At 60.5% G+C, this 23,381-nt stretch carries 19 protein-coding genes; 11 read left to right on the top strand and 8 right to left on the bottom strand.

Going from position 1 to position 23,381, the window contains the following annotated elements; genetic code table 11:
• The first annotated feature begins 44 nt into the window (after positions 1 to 44).
• Together HPY64_06500 and lepA are read left to right on the top strand one after the other, a co-directional pair.
• Positions 45 to 845, top strand: coding sequence for a DDE-type integrase/transposase/recombinase (locus HPY64_06500; protein ID NPV66778.1), 801 nt, complete (start codon positions 45 to 47; stop codon positions 843 to 845).
• 95 nt (positions 846 to 940) lie between these two features.
• Positions 941 to 2,746, top strand: a complete 1,806-nt coding sequence (gene lepA / locus HPY64_06495; GenBank protein ID NPV66777.1) for an elongation factor 4 — start codon at positions 941 to 943, stop codon at positions 2,744 to 2,746.
• 70 nt (positions 2,747 to 2,816) lie between these two features.
• Here the strand turns inward: lepA and HPY64_06490 are convergent, their stop codons facing one another.
• Positions 2,817 to 4,013 (bottom strand): CinA family nicotinamide mononucleotide deamidase-related protein, encoded by a 1,197-nt coding sequence (locus tag HPY64_06490; GenBank protein ID NPV66776.1) that lies wholly within the window; start codon positions 4,011 to 4,013, stop codon positions 2,817 to 2,819.
• Positions 4,014 to 4,507: 494 nt separating this feature from the next.
• On the opposite strand from HPY64_06490, the gene HPY64_06485 reads away from it, so the two are divergent.
• Complete coding sequence (locus tag HPY64_06485; protein NPV66775.1) at positions 4,508 to 5,164, top strand: FHA domain-containing protein; 657 nt, start codon at positions 4,508 to 4,510, stop codon at positions 5,162 to 5,164.
• A gap of 105 nt (positions 5,165 to 5,269) precedes the next feature.
• Here HPY64_06485 and HPY64_06480 read toward each other — a convergent pair whose 3' ends face one another.
• Positions 5,270 to 7,249 (bottom strand): amidohydrolase family protein, encoded by a 1,980-nt coding sequence (locus HPY64_06480; GenBank protein NPV66774.1) that lies wholly within the window; start codon positions 7,247 to 7,249, stop codon positions 5,270 to 5,272.
• Positions 7,250 to 7,451: 202 nt separating this feature from the next.
• On the opposite strand from HPY64_06480, the gene HPY64_06475 reads away from it, so the two are divergent.
• Complete coding sequence (locus HPY64_06475; GenBank protein ID NPV66773.1) at positions 7,452 to 9,488, top strand: hypothetical protein; 2,037 nt, start codon at positions 7,452 to 7,454, stop codon at positions 9,486 to 9,488.
• Between the two features lie 7 nt (positions 9,489 to 9,495).
• Here the strand turns inward: HPY64_06475 and rnc are convergent, their stop codons facing one another.
• Positions 9,496 to 10,206 (bottom strand): ribonuclease III, encoded by a 711-nt coding sequence (gene rnc / locus HPY64_06470; protein ID NPV66772.1) that lies wholly within the window; start codon positions 10,204 to 10,206, stop codon positions 9,496 to 9,498.
• 147 nt (positions 10,207 to 10,353) lie between these two features.
• Here rnc and ftsY point away from each other — a divergent pair, with 147 nt between their 5' ends.
• Entirely contained in the window at positions 10,354 to 11,265 is a 912-nt protein-coding gene (gene ftsY, locus HPY64_06465; GenBank protein ID NPV66771.1) for a signal recognition particle-docking protein FtsY, read from the top strand.
• A gap of 89 nt (positions 11,266 to 11,354) precedes the next feature.
• Complete coding sequence (locus tag HPY64_06460) at positions 11,355 to 12,404, top strand: peptide chain release factor 2 (GenBank protein ID NPV66770.1); 1,050 nt, start codon at positions 11,355 to 11,357, stop codon at positions 12,402 to 12,404.
• Between the two features lie 88 nt (positions 12,405 to 12,492).
• Here the strand turns inward: HPY64_06460 and HPY64_06455 are convergent, their stop codons facing one another.
• On the bottom strand, positions 12,493 to 15,294 hold the full coding sequence (locus tag HPY64_06455; GenBank protein NPV66769.1) for a cation-translocating P-type ATPase: 2,802 nt from the start codon (positions 15,292 to 15,294) through the stop codon (positions 12,493 to 12,495).
• Positions 15,295 to 15,906: 612 nt separating this feature from the next.
• Between HPY64_06455 and HPY64_06450 the strand changes: the two genes are divergently transcribed.
• The 5 genes from HPY64_06450 (at position 15,907) to HPY64_06430 (ending at position 19,363) form a co-directional block, all read left to right on the top strand.
• Complete coding sequence (locus HPY64_06450; protein NPV66768.1) at positions 15,907 to 16,158, top strand: 4Fe-4S binding protein; 252 nt, start codon at positions 15,907 to 15,909, stop codon at positions 16,156 to 16,158.
• An 8-nt stretch (positions 16,159 to 16,166) separates the two neighbouring features.
• The gene (vorB, locus tag HPY64_06445) at positions 16,167 to 17,249 is read left to right on the top strand and encodes a 3-methyl-2-oxobutanoate dehydrogenase subunit VorB (protein NPV66767.1); all 1,083 of its coding nucleotides are present in this window, start codon (positions 16,167 to 16,169) and stop codon (positions 17,247 to 17,249) included.
• 32 nt (positions 17,250 to 17,281) lie between these two features.
• A complete protein-coding gene (locus HPY64_06440; protein ID NPV66766.1) occupies positions 17,282 to 18,049 on the top strand; it encodes a 2-oxoglutarate oxidoreductase in 768 nt (255 codons plus the stop codon).
• An 11-nt stretch (positions 18,050 to 18,060) separates the two neighbouring features.
• Entirely contained in the window at positions 18,061 to 18,618 is a 558-nt protein-coding gene (locus HPY64_06435) for a 2-oxoacid:ferredoxin oxidoreductase subunit gamma (GenBank protein NPV66765.1), read from the top strand.
• A 145-nt stretch (positions 18,619 to 18,763) separates the two neighbouring features.
• Positions 18,764 to 19,363, top strand: a complete 600-nt coding sequence (locus tag HPY64_06430) for an HDIG domain-containing protein (protein ID NPV66764.1) — start codon at positions 18,764 to 18,766, stop codon at positions 19,361 to 19,363.
• Between the two features lie 77 nt (positions 19,364 to 19,440).
• On the opposite strand, the gene HPY64_06425 is transcribed toward HPY64_06430, so the two are convergent.
• The 4 genes from HPY64_06425 to HPY64_06410 all read right to left on the bottom strand — a co-directional run bounded on the left by HPY64_06425 (position 19,441) and on the right by HPY64_06410 (position 23,021).
• A complete protein-coding gene (locus tag HPY64_06425; GenBank protein ID NPV66763.1) occupies positions 19,441 to 21,186 on the bottom strand; it encodes a protein kinase in 1,746 nt (581 codons plus the stop codon).
• 110 nt (positions 21,187 to 21,296) lie between these two features.
• On the bottom strand, positions 21,297 to 21,656 hold the full coding sequence (locus HPY64_06420; protein NPV66762.1) for a hypothetical protein: 360 nt from the start codon (positions 21,654 to 21,656) through the stop codon (positions 21,297 to 21,299).
• Positions 21,657 to 21,705: 49 nt separating this feature from the next.
• Positions 21,706 to 22,146 carry an ACT domain-containing protein gene (locus HPY64_06415; protein NPV66761.1) on the bottom strand — a complete coding sequence of 147 codons (441 nt, stop codon included), beginning with the start codon at positions 22,144 to 22,146 and terminating at the stop codon, positions 21,706 to 21,708.
• A 14-nt stretch (positions 22,147 to 22,160) separates the two neighbouring features.
• Complete coding sequence (locus HPY64_06410; protein NPV66760.1) at positions 22,161 to 23,021, bottom strand: hypothetical protein; 861 nt, start codon at positions 23,019 to 23,021, stop codon at positions 22,161 to 22,163.
• Positions 23,022 to 23,381: the final 360 nt, after the last annotated feature.

Genomic DNA, 23,381 nt, shown 5'->3' with positions numbered 1-23,381 from the left:
ACACAGATTCAAGTGGCATGGGAATTGAAGGAGTCGGGCACAGGGTGGATGAGATTGCTGAGCAGCTGGGGAAGCATCGGGCGACGATCTATCGCTGGCTCAAAGGCATTCGGATGCGGGGCATTCGGGGCTATGTGGCCTATTTCAAGCAGGCGAAGAAAGGACGCCGAGTGCGCAAGACGCCGGGCTATGTGGTGCAGCGGGTATTGAGTATCCGGCGGGAGTATCGCGACTGCTGCGGGGAGAAGGTCGTGTACGTGCTGGCGCAGGAAGGCATTGACCTCAGCCGCAGCACGGTCTATCGCATTCTCAAGCGCCATCTGGTCTTACGCAAGCATCACCGCCAGCCCGAGGGTGCGCCGGTGCAGCGTGCCACCGGACCGCGCCAGGTGGTGCAGGTCGATACCGTCAACCTGGGGGAGGTGTACGCCTACACGGCGATTGACACCTTCACCCGCGAAGCGGCGATTGTCATGCGCCCCTCCTTACAGGCCGCCGATGGCCGGGTTGCCCTGGAGCAGTTGATGGCGGTATTCGGGCGCGTGTCCCTCCTGCAAACCGATGGCGGGTCAGAATTCAAAGCCGAGTGCGCTGAGGGCATGCATCGCTGGGCGGATCAGCATCGTATCGCGCGGGCTTACAAGAAGAACGAACAGGCTTTCATTGAAGCCTTCAACGGCACGCTGCGCCGTGAGGAGTTTGGCGCTCTCAAGTTCCGGGGCGATGAATTGGAGCTGGCCCAGCAGTATGCCGATGCTTTTCTCGACTACTATCACCACCGGCGCCCCCATCTCTCACTCGGCATGCTCACGCCCGCTCGTTTCGCTGAGTCGCATTTGCCTTGAGAGAATGCGCCTTCTATACATGGCCTGCGGATTCAGGTATACTCCTGCCGAAGTCCTCACGGCCATGGGTGGCCGGGTTGGAATACGAGTAAAGCATGGACAAGCAGCACATCCGGAACTTCTGCATTATCGCCCATATCGATCACGGCAAGAGCACACTGGCTGACCGTCTGCTGCAACTCACCGGTACGGTCTCTGACCGGGAGATGCAGGAGCAGGTGCTGGATAACATGGACCTGGAACGCGAGCGCGGCGTCACGATCAAGGCGTCGGCTGTGCGGATGGTCTACACCGCTGAGAGTGGCGAACAGTATGAGATGAATCTGATCGATACGCCCGGCCATGTCGATTTTTCCTATGAAGTCAGCCGGGCGCTGCAGGCCTGCGAGGGCGCGATTCTGGTGGTGGATGCAACCCAGGGTATTGAAGCGCAGACGCTAGCCAACCTCTACATGGCCCTGGAAAACGATCTGGAGATCATCCCGGTGGTGAACAAGATTGACCTGCCAGCGGCCCAGCCGGACGTGGTGGCTAAGGAGATCGAAGATTTGCTTGGCGTGCCCGCCGGTGAGGTGATCCCGATCTCCGCCAAGACCGGTCTTAACGTGCAGGCGGTGCTGGAGGCCGTGATCCGCCAGGTGCCGCCGCCAACCGGCGATGTCAGCAAACCGCTGCGGGCGCTGGTGTTTGACTCGCACTACGATTCCTACAAAGGTGTAGTGGCCTACGTCCGGGTGGTGGATGGCGTCCTGGACAAGGATGCCCGGTTACGCATGATGGCGACCGGCGCTGTGCTTGAGCCGGTTGAGATCGGCGTCTTCAGCCCTGAGATGGTACCGACTGGCCGGCTGGAGGCCGGCGAAGTGGGTTATGTTGCCACCGGTTTCAAGACGGTGCGAGAGTGCCGGGTGGGTGACACGATCACCCTGGCGCAGGGTGGGGCGGAGTGGCCGTTGCCGGGCTATGCTCAGGTCAAGCCGATGGTCTTTGCCGGGATGTACCCGGTGGAGAATGACGACTACAACGATCTGCGGGACGCGCTGGAGAAGCTGCAACTCAATGACGCCTCGCTGGTCTTCCAGCCGGAGACTTCACAGGCGCTCAACTTCGGGTTTCGGGTGGGCTTCCTGGGGCTTTTCCACATGGAGATTGTCCAGGAGCGGATCGAACGGGAATATGATCTGGACATCCTGGTGACGGCCCCCAGCGTGGAATACGAAGTTCTGCTGCGCAACGGCGAGGTTATCCGTATTGATAGCCCGGCTGACCTGCCTGACGAAAGCACGATTGCGGAAATCCGTGAACCGTGGATGACCATTCAGGTCTTCACGCCGCAGGATTACATCGGGCCGATCATGGATCTGGTCACCCGCCGCCGGGGGACGTATGAGAGCATGGAATACCTGGATGCGTCGCGAGTCGTGCTGACGTATCATCTGCCGCTGGCAGAACTGATCGTGGACTTCCACGATAAACTGAAGAGTATATCGCGGGGGTACGCCAGCCTGGATTACCAGTTCGATGGCTACCGTCCAGGCCGATTGACCAAGCTGGAGGTGCTGGTCAACAAACAGCCGGTGGATGCCCTGGCCATGATTGTTCACGAGGATGATGCTTTTCATAAGGGGCAGCGGCTGGTTTCCCAGCTCAAGAAATTGATCCCGCGCCAGCAATTCGAGGTGCCGATTCAGGCGGCGACCGGCAAACGGGTGATCTCCCGCGCCAATGTCAAAGCTGTGCGCAAGGACGTTCTGGCCAAGTGCTACGGCGGGGATATCACCCGCAAGCGCAAGTTGCTGGAAAAGCAGAAGCGCGGCAAGAAGCGTATGAAGATGATTGGTAATGTGGAAGTGCCGCAGGAAGCGTTCATGGCGGTGCTGCGACTTGAGGATGAAGACTGAGGCTCATCAGGAGTCGTCAGGCTGAAACCCTCGCCCGGCATCAGGGCGAGGGTTTTTGATTCAGCTGGTATCAGGGCGCAGGTTGCTGATGCAACCAGTGCCAGGCCAGAGCCATGCCCCAGGTGCTGGCCCAGGTGAAGGGGTGGCCATCCTGCTCGCTGAAGCGGAAGATACGCGTCCTGGTCTCGCGGGGTGTGGCCACACCGATCAGGGCGGCGTCAGGGCGCATGATCACGGCGATGGCAATGTCGGCGTGGAAGCTTTCCCTGGCCCGGCTGGCCGCAGCGATGCTTAGTTGCTCAAGCGAGAGTTCCTGGGCATTGGCCAGGGTTGCATAGAGGGCTTCCGGCGTTTCAAACTGCTGCACACCGCTGAGGATGTACTCGGCCCCGCCTACGGCCTGGATACGGCTGCTGAGACGATTGCCCAGGCCAGTCTCACTGACGGCTAGCTTCATCCCCAGCCGCGAAAGCTCCTGGATCAACGCGGCTTCGATAGTCTCTTTCTCTAGACCGTAGATGTATTCCCCCAGTCGTGCGCGGATTTGCGCTTCAATGGCGGCAATCATGGCGTCAGCGACGGCTTCGCTTTCGGCTTTTGCCGTGATGCGGATGTCGGTCTGTCCGGTATGCGCCGCCAACCCTACCGTCGGGTTGGCGAGGGTCATCAGGTCAAGAATGGCGGCGTCGACGGCACTCTCACCGATCCCGGCGGTGCGGAGAACACGCGCTTTGATGATGCTGGTCAGGTGGAAACGCTCCCGCAGGTAAGGGATGACGGCCTGTTCCAGCAGGTATTTCATCTCATGGGGGACACCGGGGAGGCTGATCACAACTCCGCGTTCAGTCTCCAGGGCAAAGCAGGGCGCCGTTCCTACCGGGTTTTCGATGGGGAGCGCACCCTCTGGGATGAACGCCTGCTGGCGGTTGTTCTCACTCATCGGGCTTCCCATGCGGGCGAACCGGGCAGCAATCTGGTCGAAAAGCGCCTGCTGAAACACCAGTGGCCGGTTGGTAGCCGCGGCGACGGCCTGCCGCGTGACATCATCGACAGTTGGCCCGAGGCCGCCGGTGGTGATAACAATGTCCGCCCGGTCCAGCGCGATATCGATCGCGTGGGTGATGCGGGCCTGGTTGTCGCCTACGGTGGTGGTGAAATACAGGTCCAGCCCAATGTCGCGCAGGGAACGGGCAATATGGGCGCTATTGGTGTCGACAATCTCGCCAAGCAACAGCTCGGTGCCAATACTGATGATTTCAGCGTTCATGTTTCCTCAGTCTGCTGCAGCTAGGAAAGGGTCAAGTTGTAATATATATACTAAGTCTTGGCATTGCCCTTCCGTTGCGACCTGGCGGCGCATTGGAGTATACTGATATCGATTCTGCGACTCAGATGACCCGGTTAACGGGAACGTACCGCAAAAGACCGAGAAATAGCGTCCGGGCCACGTTCATGATCTCCCGGGACGGTGGGAGGCCAGTTCCCGGGGAGTGGCGCAGCCAATCTTGATCGCCTGACCGGGTGATCACCGAATCTGTGCTAATTGTACTGGCAAGCTCGTTGTATTCAACACTGTTGTGGCAGAACCTGGCAAACCAGGAGAAGAAGAGAATCGGCCTGGCGCAGCACGTCACTGCGGCAGTCCAGAAGAGGGGCTGCTGATTCCAGGCAGGGATAACGCCGAGCAGGGTCTGCGGGCGTACGCCGACGTCACTGGCAGGCCTGGCTGTGCTGTGCACGATATGTACAGGGGAGTTGGGCATGACCAGATCGATCAGTGATCGACCGATGCTCACCGTAGAGGAGGGTGAGCATGTTGGATTGCGTGTGGTAATTGACCAGGACGTTTTTGTGATCGGGCGCGGCGAAGAGTGCAACTTGGTGCTGCGTGATCGGGCGATTTCCCGCCAGCATGCGCGCATCTGGCGGGAAGGCGATAGCTACTTTGTTGAAGACCTGGGCAGCAAGAATGGCACCTGGGTCGGCGGAGAGCCATTGCGGCAACCGCGCCAGCTTGTGGATGGCGATCGCATCCAGCTGGCGCGAACGGTCAGAATTGCTTACTCCGAATCGGATGCGACGATCGAGGTAGCCTTTGACCCCGGCCAGCTCCAGGGCCGGTTGACGCTCAACCGGGAGGCCCGGCGCGTGTTCATCGGCCAGCAGGAAGTCCTGCCGCCGCTGAGCCTGCCGCAGTATCGGCTGTTACAGCTGCTGTACGACGCAGGCGGCGCGGTCTGTACCCGTGAGCAGGTGATTGAGGCCGTCTGGCCAGAGGCGGCCAGCGAGGGGGTCAGCGAACAGGCCATTGACGCCCTGGTGCGCCGGCTGCGGGACCGGCTGGCTGAAGTTGATCCGCATCACCAGTACATCGTGACGGTGCGCGGTCATGGCTTCCGGCTGGATAGCTCGGCCTAGGCGGGGTATGGGAACATGGCCTGCGGCGGATGCCTGGCCGCTGGCCTGTGACTTTGGTGGATAGTGATGGCTTCATGGGCGCTTACAGGCGCCCATGGGCTTTTCCTACCGGCCTGTGGCCAGCTCTAGGTACTCGGCGCGGATGGTGTGTTCCGGTGTGATGCCCAGCAGGGACATGATTTCGGTGGCCATCTCTGCTTTGTACTCCGCGTCGCGGGCCGACCAGGTGCGGCTCTTGATCTCCAGGAAATAGCCGTCGTGGGCAGGCTCCTTGAGTTTGTCAAGGTTGATGTAGAAAAGGATGCCCTTGTAAAGGATGTGCCAGCGCCGCCGTTCCTTTTCGATGGTGCGTTCGATGTCTGGCTGGAAGTACTCCCGGTAGAAGCGCAACGGGCGATCCGCCGGCGCGATGAACTGAGAGCGCGAGAGCAGAATAGCGCGGGCGAACTCGCGTTCCTTGGTCGGCATGGTGTAGGTCAGGCGGCTGCGAACGCTGATGACTTCGTCCCGGTCGTTAATGCTGTCGTCCTCACGATAGCGCACCCGACCCTGCCTGGCATCGTTGAACAGGAAGTACGTATCGTACTGCCGATAGTGGGTATGCCGGACGATCTGGACTTCTTTGCTGGTCAGGACGGCATCGATAATACGGGGATCAGCGGTGTGGGCTTTGACCTGAATCTCGAAGCTTTCCTCCTGTTCCAGGCCACCAATGGCTACCAGTTTGCTCAGGACATTCCCCTCGCGGGCGATCAGGAAAGCGTCAATTTGGCGGGCGTAGTCAGCGGCGATCTCCCGTAACGCAGCCGTATCGATCGTGAGCAATTGACGGTCGCGCATCAACCAGCGCCCGTCGACCATCACATGGGTGACATCGGTGCTCTTGGCGGCATAGACGATCTGCGAATAGATGGCATCAGGATCGCGCTGAAAACGCGGCGTATTGTGCAAGGGCGTATGGTCCAGCGTGATCACATCCGCTCGTTTGCCCGGCTCCAGGCTGCCCGTTACATCGCCCAGGAAGAGCGCCTCCGCGCCCATGCGGGTTGCCATGGCCAGTGCTGTGCGGGCAGGCAGGGCGGTGGGATCGTAAGTCGCTGCCTTGGCAACAAAAGCAGCCAGGCGCATTTCGTCAAACATGTCGAGATCGTTGTTGCTGGCAGTGCCGTCCGTGCCAATGCCCACGATCAGGCCGCGGTTGAGCATTTCCTGCACCGGGGCGACGCCACTGGCCAGTTTGAGATTGCTGCTAGGGTTGTGGGCGACGCGGGCGCCATGGTTGTGGAGCAGGCGCATCTCATCCGGGTCAATGTGCACACAGTGCGCAGCCAGTACCTTGGCATCAAGCAACCCCAGTCGCTCGGCCCAGGAAACGACAGCCATGTCATGTTCGCGGCGACTTTCCTCGACCTCCAGACGTGTTTCGGCAAAGTGGGTGAGCAGAGGAACATCGTACTCACGGGCCAGTGCCGTGCAAGCCCGCAGCGTTTCCTCTGTGTTCGTGTATGGCGCATGGGGGGCGACGGCGGGGGTGATCAGCGGATGTCCTTTCCACGTCTCAATGAATTGCCGGGTGTAGGCGAGACTTTCCTCATAGCTGGCTGCATCGGGAGAAGGGAATTTGAGGACGGTCTGGCCAAGCACGGCACGCAGCCCGGCTTCCACGGTTGCGCGGGCGATATCGCCTTCGTGATAGTACATGTCAGCGAAGCAGGTGGTGCCGCTCAGGATCATCTCCGCGCAGGCCAGCAGCGTGCCATAGTAGCAAAATTCAGGGCTGACAAACTCACGCTCAACGGGCATCATATAGCCCATCAGCCAGACATCAAGCCGCAGGTCATCGGCCAGGCCACGCAGGAGGGTCATTGGTGCGTGCGTGTGAGTGTTGATCAGGCCCGGCATGATGATCTGACCGCTGCAGTCCATTGTTTCAGTGGCAGTATAGGCAGCAGTAATGACCTGCCGGGGGCCGACCGCGACAATCGCGTTGCCTCTGACGGCTATTGCGCCATCTGGAAAAACGTCGTAGTTTTGGTTCATGGTGACGACAACGCCGCCGATAAGAAGCTTGTCAACATGTTCCATGGCTTTTTCCTTTTTTTGAGGGTTGGGCCATTATAGCGTGACATGTCTGCAGTAGAAAATGATTTGTCGGTCTTCCTGTTGTGGCAGGCGGCGGTGAATGGCAGAATGCCTGGTGGGCTGCTGAGAGGGGGCTGGCAGATGGGGCGCGTGGGCGGCGCAGTGTGATGCTGCGCCTTACGGGCAGGCAAGGGGATCGAGGCCTATGGGTCGACGTGAGGCTTTCTGGCGGGCAGGCTGGCTGGTTGAGGCTGGTCTGGTAGGCTGGTTCTTTATCCAGGCGCTTCGCTTTCTGCTGGGGGCGCTGTATGCGCACGTCTCCAGCGCGGACATTGTGCTGCGCCTGGGCATTAGCGACCCACCTCCTCCCGGCGCTGTCCTGCCTGAGGTTGCCCAGGCGGAAGTGGTGGCCGTGGTGGTGGCCGCGCTCATGCCGCTACTGGCCTTCCTCCTGGCGCGGCGGCCGGTCGCATTCGCTCTGGGAGTGGCGGCTGTCGCTATCGGGCGGGTGTTCATGACTCTGAATGAGCCATTCACCGGCGTTCTGGGCGCGGCTATCGTCGTGGCCGGGGCGGGGCTGTACCTGGCGGCAGTGGCCCGGCAATTTCCGGCGCGCTTTGCTGTGTTGCTCGTGATCGGGGTAACGCTGGACCAGATCGTGCGGGCGTACGGCCAGACGATGGATATCACCTGGTCGGAGGCGTTTCTGCCAATTCAGACGGGTTTGTCGGTTGCGCTGGCTTTGATTGCTGTGATCCGGCTGGCCTTCAGCGGTGGCGCTCCATTCCGGGCTGTGGCCGCCTATTCGGGTATTGCCCTGGGCGGAGGGCTGGCGCTGGGCGCATACCTGTTCCTTGAGTGTGCACTGCTGGGCCTGCCCAATGCGGTAGCGCACTGGAGTAAGACGGATTACACCGTGGTGGCCCCGTGGCTGGCAGCGGCGACGGCGCTCACGCTGGTGCCTGAAGCCCGCGACCTTGCCCGTCGGCTATTGACGCTTGTGGATGCCCACTGGCGTGGTTGGTTCTGGCTGGTTCTGATCAGCCTGCTGGTGGTGATCGGTGCACGTTTCAGCGGGGCGGTGGCGGCGGCAGCCCTGATCGTGGCGCAGTTCCTGCTGACGCTGAACTTGTGGTGGATTGCCCGACCGGTCAGCAAGGAAGAGCGCGACATCACCGGCGTGGCGCTGGTAACAGCGTTTGTGATTCTGGCTGTGTTGTTTGGCGCTGACTTCTTTACGTATGAATATGCCTTTGTGCGCGATTTTGGCGGCGGGCTGGCCAGCTTGAGCCATCTACTGCGGGCCATGCGCGGGATGGGGCTGGGCGTGATACTGGTAGGTGTGGCACTGGCGGCCATCCCGATGATGGATGCACGGCGGCGTATCCCCTGGCAACGAGCGGTGCTTGTAGAGACGCTGGCCGGGCTGGGGGGTGTCTTTGCCAGCGCGATCCTGGTGACGCTGGCCGTGTTGCCACCGGCGATTGCCCGGACGGGCAATGCCGATCGAATTCGCGTTGCCACATACAACATCCATGGTGGCTATAGCCTCTACTTTGACTACAACCTGGCGGAGATGGCCAACACGATCTGGGAGAGCGGGGCTGACGTGGTGCTGCTCCAGGAAGTAGATGCCGGGCGGTTGGTGTCCTTTGGTGTGGATCAGGCACTCTGGCTGGGACGCCGGTTGGGGATGGATGTGCGCTTCTTCCCTACCAATGAGTCGTTGCAGGGGCTGGCCGTGCTTTCGCGGGTGCCAATCACGCTGGAGACAGGCACGCTGTTAACGAGTCAGGGAATGCAAACGGGCGTACAGCGGGTGCAGGTCCGGCCTGATGAAGGTGTGCTGGATGTGTATAACACATGGCTAGGCCTGCTGTATGCGCGGGAGTCCAGCGTTCTGGAGCTTCAGCAGCAGGATCAGTGGCTGCAACTTCAGGAGGTTTTGGCGTTAATCGGGACCGATCATCCCGGCGGGGTCGTCGGGCGCGTGATTCTGGGGGGCACATTCAACAATACGCCAGGCTCGGCGCTGTATGAACGTCTGGTTGAGGTTGGCTTCAGCGATCCCTTTGACGGGCTTGCGGTTGACCGTTCGGCAACGTTGCTGCGTGGCGAGGCGATCCAGTTGCGCTTTGACTACCTGTGGCTGCGCAATGTGCTACCGACGGGGCGCGGCGTTCTGGCCAGCGACGCTTCCGATCACCGGCTGGCGGTAGTGGAAATCGACCTCAGCAAGTAGATCAAGATCAGTCTGGCTGGTCGATCTGAATGTGCTGGAGGGCGTTGCGGGCGGCTTCCTGAGCGGCCGTCTGCTTACTGTGCCCGATCCCCCGGCCATAGACGTCATCACCGATGACGACTTCGACGGTAAATTCCTTGTTGTGGTCTGGGCCGGTGGCCTGCACGGTGCGGTAAGTTGGCGTGAGGCCAAGATGAGCCTGACTCCATTCCTGGAGCAGGCTCTTGGCATCTTTGTCGGCGTCTGTGCGCAGGATCTGCTGGAGCGCCGGTTCGAAGCGCGGCAGCACAAAATCGCGAACGGCATCAAGCCCCTGGTCAAGATACAACGCACCGATCAGGGCCTCAAACGCGCAACACAGGTTGGCCTGGCGTTCCCGACCACCGCTTTCCTCTTCGCCACGTCCCAGCAACATGGCATCGCCCAGTGAGCACTGGACACCCAGTTCAGCCAGGGTTTCTGTCCGTACCAGTGCGGCGCGCAGGCGGGTCAGGCGGCCCTCGCGCATCTCCGGGAAGCGATTGTAGAGCCATTCGCCGGTGATGAAATCGAGGACGGCGTCGCCCAGGAATTCCAGGCGTTCATTATCGTCAAGGGCATCATCAGGATGCTCATTGATGTAGGAGCGGTGGGTCAGCGCCCGTTTGAGCAGGGATTGATCCGAAAAGCGCAGCTTCAGGCTATGCTGAATGTTAGCAAGATCATGTTTTGCAGTCACGATGACTCTCTAACTCGTACTGTACAAAGATGCCTTCAGATGCCATTATAGCATGCACTGGAGGGAACGCAGGGCATTTGTCGGGCGGGTTGCCGCTCTGGTATACTCTCGACGCTCTGGACAGTGGATGGAAGGTGGGAGGCGTCATTGGAGTCGCTGCGCAAAGGTTTACAACGAACCCGGCAGTCGTTTTTCGGGCGGATCGCCCAGACGTTGGGGGTGACCGAGATCGATGACGACACGTGGGATGAGGTCGAGAGCCTGCTCATCCAGGCCGATGTTGGCGTGGAAACGACACTGCGCCTGGTCGAACGGATGCGCGGGCGGGTGCGACGGGAAGGCATCACCCGCCAGGGCCAACTCCAGCAGGCGCTCAAGGAGGAACTGCGTGGACTGCTGGACGATCCGCCACCGATGAACATCAGCGGGCGCGATCTGTCGGTGATCTTCATCGTCGGGGTGAATGGTTGCGGCAAGACAACCACTATTGGCAAACTGGCCTACCGGCTGCGCAATGCTGGCCGGCGTCCGTTGCTGGCGGCGGGGGATACCTTCCGCGCGGCGGCGATCGAGCAATTGCAGCTGTGGGGGGAACGGGCCGGCGTGCCGGTGATCGCGGGGCAACCCCATTCAGATCCGGGGGCAGTCGTTTATGACGCAGTACAGGCAGCCCGTGCGCGCGGGCATGACCTGCTGATTGTGGACACCGCCGGGCGGCTGCACACCAAATTCAACCTGATGGAAGAACTGGCGAAGGTGCGCGGCGTGATCCGCAAGGTGATCCCGGATGCACCTCACGAGACGCTGCTTGTTCTGGATGGGACTACCGGCCAGAACGCCCTCAGTCAGGCCCGGCATTTCCAGGAGACGGTGCAGGTTACTGGGGCGATTGTTACCAAGCTGGATAGCACCGCCAAAGGCGGCATGATCTTCGCCATCTACCAGGAACTAAAGCTCCCGGTGCAGTACATTGGGGTGGGTGAGACTATCCACGATCTGCTGTTTTTCAACCCCGATCAGTATGTTGATGGCCTGTTTGATAACGATGGTCGTGGGTAATGCTCAGGCTGGTGGGGAGCCAGCAGCCTGTTGCCAGAAAGGATAAACGAACATGGAAGAGCTCACTACGCGTCTCACGGATATGCGGCATGTCATCAGCAGCCTTATGGAGCGTCTTTGACATCCCTAAGACTGCGCAGCGCGTTGAAGCACTTGAGCAGGAATCCACAGCGTCGGACTTCTGGGCGGAACCTGAGCGAGCGCAACAGGTGATGCGTCAGCTGGCCCGGATGCGGGAGGAAGTCCAGCGCTGGACTGGAATCGCCCAGCAAATTGACGATGCACTGGAACTGGCCGCGCTGGGCGATGAAGCAATGTATGCGGAGCTGGCGGCTGAGACTGAACGCCTGGCTGGAATCGTGGCGCAAATGGAATTTCAGGCGCTGCTTTCCGGCCCTTATGATGTTGAGGATGCGGTGCTGGCCATCCATGCGGGCGCGGGGGGCACGGATTCCCAGGACTGGGCGCAGATGCTGCAACGCATGTATCTGCGCTGGGCGGAGCAGCGTGGTTACCGCACTGAGATTCTGAGCGAGATGGAAGGCGATGAAGCCGGTATCAAAAGCACGACTATCAGTGTGGTTGGCGATTATGCTTATGGCTACTTGAAGGCGGAGCGCGGTGTGCATCGGCTGGTGCGTCTCAGTCCGTTTGACGCAGCAAACCGGCGCCACACGTCGTTCGCGCTGGTAGAGGTCTGGCCGGATATTCGCGGCGAGATCGACATCCAGATCGACGAGAAGGACCTCCAGATCGATACGTTCCGGGCCAGCAGCGCGGGCGGCCAGCACGTGCAGAAGAATGAGACGGCCGTCCGCATCACCCATCTCCCGACCGGGATCGTTGTCTCATGCCAGAATGAGCGTAGCCAGACCCAGAATCGCGAGCGCGCGCTGCAGGTGCTCAAGGCGCGCTTGCTTGACCTGGAGAGGCAGAAGCAGGAGGCACAGCTGGCCGCCCTGAAGGGGGAACACGTTGAAGCTGAATGGGGCAACCAGATCCGGTCGTATGTGCTGCACCCGTACCAGATGGTCAAGGATCACCGGACAGATTACGAAACAGGCAACACCACTGCTGTCCTCAACGGGCGGCTGGATGAGTTCATGGAAGCGTACCTCAGAGCCAGCGTTGGGGCATAACCACCGCGGTCAAGCAAGACCGAACAAACAGGGGCGCCCTCCGGCATTGCGGGCGCCCCTGGGCGTTTCCGGAAACTGTAGTGAACACTCACATAGCGGCCTGCACCTGTCCATGGCGACGCATTACAAACTTGGCGATTTCCGCCGCCGCTGAGGGCAAGAGCGTGAATGGCAGCAGGGTCAACCAGTGCTCGCCGGTGAGCGCTACGGTATTGAACACAGGCTCCAGGAATGGTAGATAGATCACGCCAAGCAACAGGGCAAGCGACGCGCTGACCGCATAGATCATCCAGCGGTTGGTCAGCAACCCGATCTGCCAGATACTGAAGCGCTCTGAGCGTGCGGTAAAGGCCCGCAACAACTCGGCTACCACCAGTGTGGTGAAAGCGATGGTGCGCGAAAGCAGCGGATTAGCCGGGTCTGGCTCCAGCGTGTTCAGGCTGACGACAAATGCGCCCAGCGTGGCGGCAGTCTCTACCACCGCCTGAATACTCGTCAGGATCCACAGATCGCGGGTGATGATCGGCTGGTGCGCCGGGCGTGGTTTTTGGCGCATGATGTCCGGCTCTTTCTGTTCCAGCCCTAGCGCCAGCGCCGGCGCGCCATCTGTGACGAGATTGAGCCAGAGCAGGTGGATGGGCAGCAGCGGCAGGGGCAGGCCCAGCAGCATGGACACAAAGATGATCAGAATCTCGCCTACATTGCAGGAGATCAGGTAGAAAACGAACTTGCGGATGTTGGCGTAGATGATCCGGCCTTCTTCGATGGCCGCGACAATACTGGCGTAGTTGTCATCGGTCAGCACCATATCCGCCGTCTGTTTGCTGACGTCAGTGCCGGTAATGCCCATGGCCACGCCGATGTGCGCTCGCTTGAGGGCGGGAGCATCGTTAACCCCATCGCCGGTCATGGCGACGACGTGCCCGTGACTCTGGATGGCTTCGACGATGCGCATTTTGTGCACCGGGTTAACGCGGGCGTAGACAGAGACGGTTGACGCGCGGCGAGCCAGGTCTTCATCAGAAATGCGGCTGAGATCAGCGCCGGTGAGCAGGCTGTCCTGGTCATCAAGCAACCCCAGTTCACCGGCAATGGCGGCGGCGGTATCAGGGTAATCGCCGGTGATCATCACCGTGCGGATGCCGGCGGTACGGGCCACACGGATGGCATCACGCACTTCCGGGCGAGCGGGATCGCGCATGGCAGCCAGACCAACAAAGGTCAGGTGACGCTCGATCTCGTCAGCGTTTGGCTCCTCAGGGATGGAGTCCAGCGGCCTGTAGGCGATCGCCAGCACACGCAATGCCTGCCCGGCGAGATCAGCGTTTGTTTGCAGGATGGCGGCCCGCCTGCGCTCGTCCAGCGGCTGCACTTCGCCGTTGATCAGACAGGTATCGCAATGCTCGAGCACCAGTTCCGGCGCGCCTTTGGTATAGGCATGGATGACCGGCTGCCCATTGCTGAAGCGGTGGATGGTGGTCATGCGCTTGCGTTCTGAGTCAAAGGGGACTTCCGCAACGCGCGGCCAGGTTGCCGCCAGGTGACGGGCATCGAGTCCCGCTTTGATCGCCATGGTCAGCAGTGCGCCTTCCGTTGGGTCGCCGACCAGGCGCAGGGTGCCGCCATCATGCTCCAGGACGGCATCATTACAGAGCATAGCCCCGCGTGCGAGCATCTGGAGTGTCGGGCTGCTAGCAGGGTCCAGCGTCCTACCGTTGCAGGAGAAGCCACCATCCGGTCGAAAGCCTTCGCCACTGACCGTTAGAACCTGGTCGTCGACCATGACCCGGACGACAGTCATCTCATTGGTGGTGAGCGTGCCGGTTTTGTCTGAGCAGATGACGTTGGCGCTGCCCAGAGTCTCTACGGCAGCCAGCCGGCGGATCAGTACGTGGCGGCGGATCATGCGTTGCATCCCCAGCGCCAGGGCAATGGTCACCACGGCAGGCAGACCTTCCGGGACGGCAGCGATAGCTAGGCTGATAGCGGTCATGAACAGCTGGATAAGGGCTTCCTGATTGGTCGGGACCGCAAGCCAGGCGCCGGGGTCGCTGATCGGGTTAACAGCAGCCAGACGCAGGAGGCCCACGCCAAAGACAACCGCGCAGATGATCAGAGTAGCAGTACCCAGCCAGCGGCCCAACTGATCGAGGCGTTGCTGCAATGGCGTGGCTGGCTCATCATAGCTCTGCAGCATCTCAGCGATGTGGCCGATCTCGGTCTGCATGCCGGTGCTGACAACCAGTCCACGCCCGCGACCATAGGTGACCACACTGCCCATGAACGCCATGTTGCGGCGGTCACCCAGGGTAGCATCCACTGGCAGGATGTCGCCGGGCCGCTTTTGCACCGGCACGGATTCCCCGGTCAGAGGCGATTCATCAACAGTTAGATTGAAGCCTTCAATCAGGCGGACGTCCGCGGGGATGTAGTTACCGGTATCCAGGAGCACAACATCCCCGGGGACGACTTCGCGCCCGGCCACCGTCCTGATTTTGCCATCCCTGACCACATGAGCTTCGGGAGCGGTCATCTTCTTGAGGGCGCGCAGTGCGGCCTCTGCACGGCCTTCCTGAACAATACCCAGGATGGCATTCAGCGCCACAATGGCGACGATAGCCAGCGCGTCGACGTATCCTTCCCCTGTGTAGGCGCCGACGATGGCGGAGATGATGGCCGCTACAATGAGCAGGATGACCACAAAGTTGTTGAACTGCTCCCAGAGCATCTGCAGGAGTGTAGGGGGCGGTTCCTCCCGTAGTTCGTTGGCTCCGTACTGGGCAAGTCGCCGGCTGGCTTCTTCTTCAGTCAGGCCGGTGACCGGATTGCTGGCCAGACGTTCTGCCACTTCGGCGACGGGGTGTGTATGAGGTTCAAACTCGGCTGCCATGACGATCTTCCTCTGTCAGTTGTCAGTCCGGTAACTGCACAGGCCAGCAGGTGGCGATGACCTGTTTGCGAACAGGGTAATCCTTCCAAAAGGATCGGTCAACATTTCTGGCTGGCATCCCCCCAATACTTAGGGGGTGCTGGCCTGGAGGGTGATGATAGCAGTTCAGCGCGTTCTCTGGCGTCATGAACTGCCGCCCGGCTCTCGGCGGGCGGCAGACGCGGGCGAGTGTACCCCGCCCGCCGGGAATGTGCCAATTGGCGGGCGCAGGCTGGCAGCCTTACCCCTGGCTCCTCTCCATCGCAACCTGGCGAGGGGAAAGTAAGCTGCATGCGGCGTACACAGCCCCTGCGGAACAGGGTGTAATAGATGGGTTTAACTGCGTTGTACGCCGCGCATCTTGCCGGATGGCTCATCAGTGACTACACTTATAGATGGCATTGGATGAGATGCACAATGATGTTTGTGCTGAGTCGTGACAATGTGCAGGATGGGGTCGGAGCTTTTCCACTGATTGAACTGCCAAGGCCGACCTATGCTAGAAGTAGGAGCGGCCGTCTTTGGTACCATCAATTCGCGCCTGGCGACGGCGACCATGTGAGAGGAGAGTTGATGGCAATAGGCACCATTGTGATCAATGAGGCGCGCTGTAAAGGATGCACGCTCTGCACGACAGCCTGCCCGAAGGGGATCATCCAGATGGCCAGCGGGCATGTCAATGAGAAAGGCTATACGCCGGCTATCCTTGTGGACCCTGATAACACCTGTACTGGTTGTGCGATCTGTGCGGTTATCTGTCCCGATGTATGCATTACCGTGTATCGCGATGTGCCAGCCGGTAAGCTGCAGGCTGTGATGGCATAGGGGGAGCGATGACCGTACAACTGCTGAAAGGCAATGTGGCAATTGCCGAAGCGGCGGTGCGGGCCGGGCTGGAGGCCTACTTCGGTTACCCGATCACGCCGCAGACTGAGCTTCTGGAACACCTCTCTGGCCGGATGGTCGAGCTGGGACGTGTCTTTGTGCAGGCGGAAAGCGAAGTGGCGGCCATCAACATGGTCTATGGAGCGGCCTGCACCGGCGTCCGGGCGATGACATCATCCTCCAGCCCCGGCGTTAGCCTGATGCAGGAGGGGCTTTCGTATATTGCCGCTTCTGAAGTGCCCTGTGTGGTGGTGGATATGATGCGCGGCGGGCCGGGGCTGGGCAACATCCAGCCTTCCCAGGCGGATTATTTCCAGGTCACCCGTTCCGCCGGGCACGGCGATTACCATCCCATCGTCCTGGCTCCAGCGTCAGTGCAGGAGGCTATTGATCTGACCTTTCTGGCCTTTGACCTGGCGGATAAATACCGGCATGTTGTCCTGCTGGTGGGCGACGGTTTGATCGGCCAGATGATGGAACCGGCTGAGATGCCGGAGATGCGCCCGATTCGACCACGTCCTGACTGGGCGATCACCGGGGCCAGAGGGCGTAGCAAGCATGTGATCACGTCGATCAATCTGACAGCGGAAGAAAACGAAGCTGCTAACCGCCGCATCCAGGCGCGCCTGGCGGTTATCCGCGCCCACGAACAGCGCAGCGTGGAGCATTATATCGAAGGGGCGCGGGTGCTGGTTATCGGCTTTGGCACTGCCGGGCGGGTGGCGCAGTCAGCTGTAAAGATGGCCCGCGAAGCCGGCATCCCTGTTGGTCTGTTCCGGCCAGTTACGCTGTGGCCATTCCCGGAGGATCGGCTGCGCGCGCTGGTCGATGACGGGGTAGAAGCGATTGTTGTCGTGGAGATGAACGCCGGGCAGATGCTGGAGGATGTGCGATTGGTCGTCGGACGGGAGATGCCGATCGCGTTGCACAGCCGTCTGGGCGGGGCAGTACCGCTGCCGGAAGATATTCTGAAGGACATCGTAACTGTCGCGCAGAAGCTGGGCTTGGCCGGGCCGGAGACTGTGCGTTAAAGGAGGATGGCGTGACTCTACACGAGGACCTGGTGAGAACGGTCGTCTACCAGCATCCACAGGCTCTGGAAAACATTTCGACGCATTATTGCCCCGGTTGTACACATGGGATTGCTCATCGTCTGATCGCCGAAGTCATTGATGAACTGGGCATCCAAGAACAGACGATACTGGTTGCGCCGGTGGGTTGCGCTGTGTTCGCCTATGACTACTTTACCGTTGATGGCGTGGAGGCAGCGCACGGACGGGCGCCAGCGATGGCCACCGGTATCAAACGTTCGCTGCCGGATCGGATTGTCTTCACCTATCAGGGGGATGGCGATCTGGCCGCTATTGGCACTGCTGAGATCATCCATGCGGCGGCCCGCGGGGAGAACATCACCACCATCTTCATCAATAACGCGATCTACGGCATGACCGGTGGGCAGATGGCGCCAACCTCGCTGCCTGACCAGCGCACCACCTCGTCGCCCTTTGGGCGCAACCCTGCTATTGCCGGCAATCCAATCCGCATGACTGAACTGATCGCTGCTATCGAGGGCAGTGCGTATGTAGTGCGGCGTTCACTGCACAATGTCAGGGAGATTCGCAAGGCCAAAAAGGCGATTAAGACGGCTTTCCGGGTGCAGCAGGCGGGGCTGGGCTTTGCGATGGTGGAGTTGCTCTCCGCATGCCCGACCAACTGGGGACTATCCGCGCCGGATGCCCTGAAGTGGGTTGAAGAGCATATGGTGCCGTACTACCCGCTGGGCGACTATAAGGTCCTGGATGCTGTCAAAGCGCTGGAAGACCGGGAGTGAGGGCATAGGGCATGCAAGAAGAGGTGATCTTTGCCGGGTTCGGTGGGCAGGGTGTGCTGTTTGCCGGGCAGTTGCTGGCGTACACGGCGATGGACGAGGGCAAGCATGTGACCTGGATTCCCTCCTACGGGCCGGAGATGCGCGGGGGAACCGCCAACTGTACGGTTGTGGTCAGCAACGAACCGATCGGCTCGCCGCTGGTCAGTCGGCCCAGCATCGCTGTCGTATTTAACAATCCTTCCATGCTCAAATACTGCGATCAGGTTAAACCAGGCGGGTTATTGGTGGTCAATATCTCGATAGTCGAGGCAACAACCAGCCGTGAGGACATCACCATCCTGAACATTCCAGCTACCGAGACTGCTAACGCGCTGGGCGAGACGCGCCTGACCAACATGATCCTGATGGGAGCCATGCTGGCAGCGCGGCCTGTGGTCAGCGTGGAGACGTTGCGCCAGACGATCATCGCGCGGCTCCCCAAGCGTCGCCAGGATTTGCTGGCGCTCAATCTGGAGGCCATTACCAAAGGAATGGAACTGGCGGAAGCTCAGTTGGTTGCCCGCGCCTGATCGAAGCCGGAAACGACAGCCAGGCGGCGCCGCAAGCAGGATTTGCGCGGCGCCGTATTGTTTGGTGTTGCTGTATCCCAACCGGGCGCTACAATGAGGATCGGTTGGCTCATAACGGTTGTGGAAGGAAAGGTGGTTGGATCGTATGGATCGCGCACAGGCCTGGGCGCTGGTCACCGAGCACACGCAGTCGCTATCGCTGCGTCGCCATATGCTGGCGGTGGAGGCAGCGATGCGTGCCTATGCTCGCCGCTGGGGGGAGGATGAGGAACTGTGGGGCGTGGTCGGCCTCGTTCATGATTTTGACTACGAAGAACACCAGGATATGAACGCCGAGGACGGGCACCCCAAGTGGGGCGTGCGCTATCTGCGGCAGCGGGGCACTGATGAGCGAATCGTGCGGGCCATTGAGGCGCATGCTGCTGAGCGCACCGGTGTACAGCCGGAGTCCCTGCTGGAGCGCTCGCTCGTGGCGGTGGATGAATTGACCGGTTTTCTCACGGCGGTGGCGCTGGTGCGGCCCAGCCGGGATATCCGTGACATCACCGAGATTAAGTCGGTGAAGAAGAAGTGGAAAGACAGGGCTTTTGCCGCCGCCGTCAACCGGGAAGAGATCGAACATGCTGCCGCCGCGCTGGGGGTGGACCTGTGGGATGAGCACGTGCCGCTGGTGCTGGAGGCGATGAAGGCCATTGCGGCTGACCTGGGCCTGGATGGAGGCGCCGATAGCAGCGTTCAACCGTGATCGTGGTGTGAGAAAGCGATGAGGGCCGGGCAGTTCAATGACGCGCCCGGCCCTGTGTTCTGGCGGGGTTTCCCGGTCTATTGGTCGTAAGAGAAGATCGCAATAGTGAGCGGGGCACCGATCCGGATCTGACCGGGTGTGCGCAGTTCCCAGGTGCCGGAGCGCGGCCCGCCTTGCCCACGCATAGGCGTCGTCCCCTCGAAACGCAGCGTAGTCTCCGCGCCAACTTCGACGCGATTGCGCAGAAAGATGCGCGGGCCGGCATTGAACGCTTCCCCGGAGATGAAGGTTAGCGATGTATTACGTTCCCAGGCACACGAACCGGTATTCAGAAGCGTGATTTCAAATACGAAGTTAGTCTCGGTTTCCAGGAAAACCGGCTCCGTGCCGCCACTGTAGGCCGGGTAGTAACGGTACTGGGCGCTTCCGCGCTCCGGCGGGATGATGGCATAGTCGAACGTACAGGCGCTGGTGGTTGCCGTCATATTGGCCGCCAGGACGGTAGCCTGGACAACGGTCTGAGTCAGGTCAGGCGTTGGCGTCAGCGATGGCGTGAAGGTTGGCGTAATGGTCGGCGTTGGTGTCGCCGTTGGCGTCGCTGAGGGCGTTGCTGATGGAGTCGCTGTAGCGGTAAAGGTCGGCGTGAGAGTCGGTGTGGATGTTGGTGTTGTGGTGGCCGTTGGAGTCTCTGAAGGCGTCCCTGAGGGGGTTGCCGACGGTGTCAGGGAAGGCGTTATTGTGGCGGAAGCAGTCGGTGTCAACGTCGGCGTGGTTGTAGCCAGCAGACCGAGCGACAGCACACCGCTATTGACGCCCCACCATCCTGCGATCAGCAGAAGGGCGAACGCCCCTGCCAGAAACCAGCGCGCACGGAAACCAGCTCGCAGCGGGTGATGCGCCGCCAGTGCACCGGTACCCGGTGATGCTGCTTCAGCTGGATTGCTATCAGTAACTGGCAGGGCAGGCACGGCAGCGCCTGAGGGTTGCTGGAGCCGTTGCAGAGCAGCGTCAATGTGCTCGACCATCTCGGCGGCTGACTGGAATCGTTCCGATGGCTCCTTGGCCATGGCCTTGAGGATGATGGCTTCAACGTCCTGCGGCAAAGCCGGATTCAGGTCGCGAGGAGAAGGCACCGGTTCGTGAAGATGTTTGAGAATGGTCGCCAGCGGTGTTTCTGCCTCGAAGGGCAACTGGCCAGTGCACAGCTGGAAGAGAATCACACCGAGCGAATAGATGTCTGAACGCTCGTCGCCAGCCTCTCCCAGACCCTGCTCAGGGGCCATGTATGCAGGGGTGCCCACCATGCCGCCAGAAGCCGTGAATTGCGCACCGGTCACGATCTTGGCAATGCCAAAGTCCGTCAACACGACGCGACCATCACGATCGAGCATCAGGTTGGCCGGTTTCATATCGCGGTGGATCATGCCCTGCCGGTGGGCGTAAGCCAGAGCGTCAGCGGCGGCCCGGATAATGCGCAACGCCTCCTCCAGCGGTGGGCGATCATGGGCCTGGCTCAACTCAAAGAGACGGTCTTTGAGTGTTGGGCCGTCGATAAGCTCCATGACCATGTAATAGCTCTCATTGGCCTCGTCATATTCAAAGTCGTAGACCTGGACGATGCCGGGATGCTTGAGGCGGGCGACGTTCTGGGCTTCCCGTTCGAAGCGCGACTTGAACTCCGGATCGTCAGCCAGAAAGGTGTGCAAAAGCTTGATGGCGACATAACGATCCAGGGCGGGGTGATAGCCGCGAAAGACCTCGGCCATGCCGCCGCGCCCCAACCGTTCCAGGATTTCGTACTTACCGAGTGTCTTTTTGGCCACGGGAACTATCGAGCCTTGCCCATTGCTGCGCACCGGCTGGTGATTGCCACCCCACGAGTATACTGGCGATTGTCGGTGCGCTCAACCGCTTTTCACAGCGCGAAGCTGGATCAGCTTGGCGTAGGGATGGAGAAGGTGATCTCCCGGCTGCACTGGGGATTGGCGCGATTGGCATAGTATAGCTCAGCGTGCAGGACGTAATCGCCAGCAGTCTCGGCGACTCCGCGCAGATGGAGCGTGAACTCCAGGTCAGGCGTCATCGACTCGATGACGCTCAGCTCGGCCACAACCGGGCCGCCAACCTTGCGAGCGTAGATTTCCAGGTTCGGGCGCTGTTGAAAAGGCGTGATCTTGAGGGTCAGCCGGACGCGACTGCCATCGGGGTATGGTTCAGCTATTAGCGCCGTGATCTCCACCTCAGCGGGTGGGCGAAGTGGTTCGTCGCTGTCAAAGAAGAAGATGTTGGACATGGTTGTTGCTCCGGCAGTTTCCGGCGATCTGTTTGGCGGTGGCGGTCAATTATGGCTCTCCAGCTTCCGATTGGAGCTCGCGGATAGCGGCGATAGCGCGGTCAAAGTGCGCCGCAGGGATGAGCAGGTGATCGCGCTGGTAGGCGGAAAGCGCCATGATGGAGATGTCCTGCTGCGCCAGGCACGTGCTCACGGCGCTGAGAAAGCCAACCAGCGTATGCTCCAGGGGCAGATCGAAGGTCAGCAATCGATAGTCGCAGGCCTCCTGGTGGCCGGGCAGGCGACGGGCGAAGTCCTCCAGGCTGGCGGCTTCCAGCACCAGCGTGACCTCATCCTTGTCAACGATGATTGCGCTGAACGGTTCACCGTTTTCCGCCAGCACGGCTGCTGCAGCAGTGATCGCACGGGGCGGCAGATGCACCAGGCAGTAGTTGCGCCTGTCTGAATAGATAACAGCATGGCGCAGCGCATGGCGAAGTGTTTCGTGCATGATGCCTCCTGCAACTACTCGTCAAAGACGAAAGTGGGTTCCGCATAGAAACGCACGCGTTTGGCGTCCAGACGTTCCTGAATCCAGGTCTTCAACTGGCGGTTCTTCTCTTCCAGTGAGACACTGGCGTAGCGAAGTTCCTGAAGCGGGTAATTAAGCCGTAGCGCTCGTCCGAAGATGATATGGCGGGTGATTCCCGGCGGCAGCAGGTCGTTGTCCCGCGCGGCGACCATGATCTCCGCCGGGTCGTAGCGAGGAAAAACGACGAGGCCGATGACATCCGGGTAGTTATCCCGGACGTGGGCGATCTCGTCGTGGGTGATGCGGCTGATCTTGGCCTGATGGCGATAGGCATTGACCACGCGCCGCAACATAGCTGTGCGGCTGGGGGAGTCACCGCTGTAAGTGAGGGCGAATACCCGCGAATCCCGGGTCACGACGTAGCTCAGGATGTCCCGCGCAGCCAGCGCAGCGCGGGCATTGAGTAAGGAAGTCTCCCGTACGCTTACACCCTCAATGGCATGCAGGGCGGGCAGAAAGCGATCGATGGTCAGGGCGCGTACTGCATGATGCCAGGTATCCAGAACCACCGCTTCGCTTTCGTAGTCTACCGCCTGGACGAGGATGTGCTCGTAGCCAAGCGTTTTGAGGGCGAAATGTCGGTTGGCGCCATCCAGAATCACATACAGACCGCTGTTGTAGATCGGGGCCACGATCGGTGGATTCAGCCAGTGGGTGGCCTGCTTGAGTCGTTCGATTAACGGTCGGGCGCGCTGATCATCATGCTCCTCATGCGGCAGCAGGTTGTCAATGTGCAGGATGCGCAGATCGGGAAAGGTCGATTGGGGAAATGTTTCGCGTCTGGGGCCAGACATGCCGATCTCTCCAGAGAGATAACTTCCACACAGCCAGATCCGACTGAGACAGATACAGGCAAACCGGGCACAGATTCTGACTCGCCGGGCAAGGCGTGCCGATGCAATAATCAGGTAAGTATACCATCCCTTTAGTGTGGCAGGCACAGCAGTTTGCGGTGGCAGGCGACAGGGCAGAAAGGGCTGGTGGTCAGGAGGCCGGGATGACGCGGCGGGCGACTACCCCCCTAGTATCTGGCAACCGGATCGCTGGCGCTGTTGTGCGTACCTGCTCCGGGGTGGACTCTGCACTTGCGCAAAACTCCGCCTCGCCTATATCATGAGTTTACGGTGAGCAGGCCATTATGAGGAGGAGCGGAG

The organism is Anaerolineae bacterium, from assembly GCA_013178165.1.
Classification (GTDB): Bacteria; Chloroflexota; Anaerolineae; order Aggregatilineales; family Ch27; genus Ch27.
Note: the sequence above shows the minus strand (reverse complement) of the source record. Positions and strands in the feature narration are given on the sequence as shown.

What these genes read in the sequence shown, in the direction of transcription:
- HPY64_06485 (NPV66775.1), top strand. Translation starts at nt 4,508, where the DNA reads ATGACCAGATCGATCAGTGATCGACCGATGCTCACCGTAGAGGAGGGT.
- HPY64_06475 (NPV66773.1), top strand. Translation starts at nt 7,452, where the DNA reads ATGGGTCGACGTGAGGCTTTCTGGCGGGCAGGCTGGCTGGTTGAGGCT.
- HPY64_06415 (NPV66761.1), bottom strand. Translation starts at nt 22,146, where the DNA reads ATGCACGAAACACTTCGCCATGCGCTGCGCCATGCTGTTATCTATTCA.
- HPY64_06480 (NPV66774.1), bottom strand. Translation starts at nt 7,249, where the DNA reads ATGGAACATGTTGACAAGCTTCTTATCGGCGGCGTTGTCGTCACCATG.
- HPY64_06490 (NPV66776.1), bottom strand. Translation starts at nt 4,013, where the DNA reads ATGAACGCTGAAATCATCAGTATTGGCACCGAGCTGTTGCTTGGCGAG.
- HPY64_06450 (NPV66768.1), top strand. Translation starts at nt 15,907, where the DNA reads ATGGCAATAGGCACCATTGTGATCAATGAGGCGCGCTGTAAAGGATGC.
- HPY64_06410 (NPV66760.1), bottom strand. Translation starts at nt 23,021, where the DNA reads ATGTCTGGCCCCAGACGCGAAACATTTCCCCAATCGACCTTTCCCGAT.
- vorB (NPV66767.1), top strand. Translation starts at nt 16,167, where the DNA reads ATGACCGTACAACTGCTGAAAGGCAATGTGGCAATTGCCGAAGCGGCG.
- HPY64_06430 (NPV66764.1), top strand. Translation starts at nt 18,764, where the DNA reads ATGGATCGCGCACAGGCCTGGGCGCTGGTCACCGAGCACACGCAGTCG.
- HPY64_06420 (NPV66762.1), bottom strand. Translation starts at nt 21,656, where the DNA reads ATGTCCAACATCTTCTTCTTTGACAGCGACGAACCACTTCGCCCACCC.
- HPY64_06455 (NPV66769.1), bottom strand. Translation starts at nt 15,294, where the DNA reads ATGGCAGCCGAGTTTGAACCTCATACACACCCCGTCGCCGAAGTGGCA.
- HPY64_06435 (NPV66765.1), top strand. Translation starts at nt 18,061, where the DNA reads ATGCAAGAAGAGGTGATCTTTGCCGGGTTCGGTGGGCAGGGTGTGCTG.
- HPY64_06460 (NPV66770.1), top strand. Translation starts at nt 11,355, where the DNA reads ATGTCATCAGCAGCCTTATGGAGCGTCTTTGACATCCCTAAGACTGCG.
- lepA (NPV66777.1), top strand. Translation starts at nt 941, where the DNA reads ATGGACAAGCAGCACATCCGGAACTTCTGCATTATCGCCCATATCGAT.